The sequence below is a fragment of the Promicromonospora kroppenstedtii DSM 19349 genome, from assembly GCF_000515355.1.
GTDB classification, from domain to species: Bacteria; Actinomycetota; Actinomycetes; order Actinomycetales; family Cellulomonadaceae; genus Promicromonospora; species Promicromonospora kroppenstedtii.
The window spans coordinates 125866-128221 of sequence record NZ_KI911759.1 but is presented as its reverse complement, the minus strand read 5'-3'; the positions used below and the strand labels follow the sequence as shown (position 1 = coordinate 128221).

Below are 2356 nucleotides of genomic sequence, written 5' to 3'. Positions count from 1 at the left end.
GACGAGCCGCAGCAGGCCGAGCTGGCCGACGCCGCCAAGGCCGGCCGGCCACGCACGGTCGGCCAGGCGCCCGAGCCTCCCGCATCGTCCGGGCTACCGCGCGGCCTCACCGATTTCGTGGGTCGGACGACCGAGCTCGATCTGGTGACCGAGCGCGGCCGGACGGCGTCCGCGGACGGCCCGGCTCCCGTCGTGGTGCTGCACGGACAGGCAGGGCTGGGCAAGACCGCGTGCGCTGTGCGGGCGGCCGAGCTGCTGAGCGGGAACTTCCCCGACGGACAGCTCTACGTGGACCTGCGCGGCGTCGACCCGGAACCGATGCCGACCACGGAGGCGCTGCACCGGCTGCTGCGTGCGTCCGGCCTGGACCCGCGCGCGATCGTCGAGGACGAGCAGGAGCGGGCCGGCCAGCTGCGGGCCGTGCTGGCGGACCGCCGCTGCCTGGTGGTACTGGACAACGCCGCCGACGAGGCCCAGGTGCGGCCCCTGCTGCCCGGCCGGGGCGCCGCCATGGTGCTCGTGACGAGCCGTCGCACCCTGGGCGGCCTGGAGGGCGTGACCAGGATCCCGCTCGCGCCGTTCTCGCGCCAGGAGTCGGCGCTGCTCCTGGCGGCCGTCACGCACCAGGGTGCGAACGAGCCGGAGCCGGGGACGGCGCGGGTGGCCGAGCTGTGCGGGCATCTGCCGCTGGCACTCCGGATCGCGGGCACCCGGCTGGCCTCCCGGCCCGAGTGGACGATGGGGCACCTGGCAGACCGCTTGTCCGACGACGACCTCCGGCTCGCCTACCTGGTCGACGGCGACGTCGGGGTCGAGGCGGCCTTCGCGTTGTCCTACGTGGCGCTCCCGGAACAGGCCAAGGAGTGCTTCCGGCGGCTGGCGCTGGTCCCCGCCGTCGACTTCGGCGTACCGGTCGTGGCCGCGCTCACCGAGACCGGCCTGTTCGACGCCGAGGACCAGCTCGACGAGCTGGTCGAGCTCGGGCTGCTCCAGCACGAGGGCACCGATCGGTACCGCTTCCACGACCTGATCCGTCTGTACGCCGCCCGCCGCCTCGGTGAGGAGGAGACCGACGAGGCACGCGAGGCCGCGGACCGGCGGATGACCGACTGGCTCCTGGAGACCGCGACGGTGGCCGGCAGATGGTTCGACGGCGACACGGACGGCGACACGGAGGGTGCCGACACCCGGCCGGACGGCACGAGGCTCGTCGCCCTGACCTCGCCGGACGACGCGCGCACCTGGCTGCTGGTCGAGAAGGAGTCCTGGCTGGCCGCGCTGCGCCTGGCGGCCGCGGCCGGACGCGACGAGCAGGTGGCCCGGTTCGGCGAGGCCATGAACTGGATCGCCAACGAGACGCAGGTCTGGGCGGGCGACTGGCTGGAGGTGTTCGGCCTGACCCGGGTGGCGGCCGCGCGGCTGCCCGACCGCCACCGCGAGATCTGGCACCGGATCCGCCACGTCTGGGCGTCGCTGGTGATCGCCACGCAGCGGCACGACGACGCGGCCCTGCGGGAGGTCGCCGGGCAGGCGATGGACACCTATCGCCTCGCGGAGCAGGTCGGCGCGGTCAAGGAGCAGGCGGAGGCGGCGTGCAACGCCGCCGAGGCCTGGCGGGTCGCCCAGGACGACGACCAGGCGCTCTGGGCCTACGACCGGGGACGTGAGCTGGCCCAGGCCGCCGACGACCGGAGCACCTACTTCTGGGCGAGCAGCGGGCTCGTCGTCGGGCTCGGCCGCGCCGGCCGGTACGACGAGGCCGTCGAGGCCTACCGCGCGATGCTGCGGGCGGTCGACGGGTTGCCGGCGCCCTCAGCGGCCGCCGCGAACACCCGGAACTTCGCCCTGGCCCGGCTGGCCGCGATCCTCGCGGACGCGGAGCGGTACGCCGAGGTCGTCGCGATCGTGGAGCCGGCCTTCGCCGGGTTCGTCGAGGAGGGCGGCAACTGGACGCCGCTGACGCACCTGTCGGCCGGCCGGGCGTACGCCGGGCTCGGCGCGAACGACAGGGCCCGCGAGCACCTGACCCTGGCGCTCGGACAGGGCGAGGCCCAGGGCCGGTGGAAGCCGCAGCCCGCGTTCGCCGACGAGGTGAACGCCATGATCGCCGCCCTCGACGCCGGGACGGCATCGTGACCGCCGCCTTCGGCCCGCTCCTGCGCACCCTGCGCCAGACCGCGGACCTGACGATAGAAGCCCTCTCCCACTCCTCCGGCGTGAGCGTGCGCGCCATCGGCGACATGGAGCGCGGCGTCAGCCGAGGCCCGCAGCGGCGCACGGTGCAGGCACTGGCCGACGCGCTCGGGCTCACGGACGAGCTGCGCGCCGAGCTGGCCGACGCCGCCAAGGCGGGCCG

Annotated in this window: 2 protein-coding genes; both read left to right on the top strand. The window is 75.2% G+C overall.

What is annotated here, in order from left to right; translation table 11 throughout:
• Positions 1–2136: NB-ARC domain-containing protein (locus tag PROKR_RS27230; RefSeq protein WP_051433425.1), on the top strand; the 2136-nt coding region annotated here is incomplete at its 5' end.
• Positions 2133–2356 (top strand): helix-turn-helix domain-containing protein (locus PROKR_RS36405; RefSeq protein ID WP_036970042.1); only part of this gene is annotated, 224 nt, incomplete at its 3' end. The genes PROKR_RS27230 and PROKR_RS36405, both read left to right, overlap by 4 nt.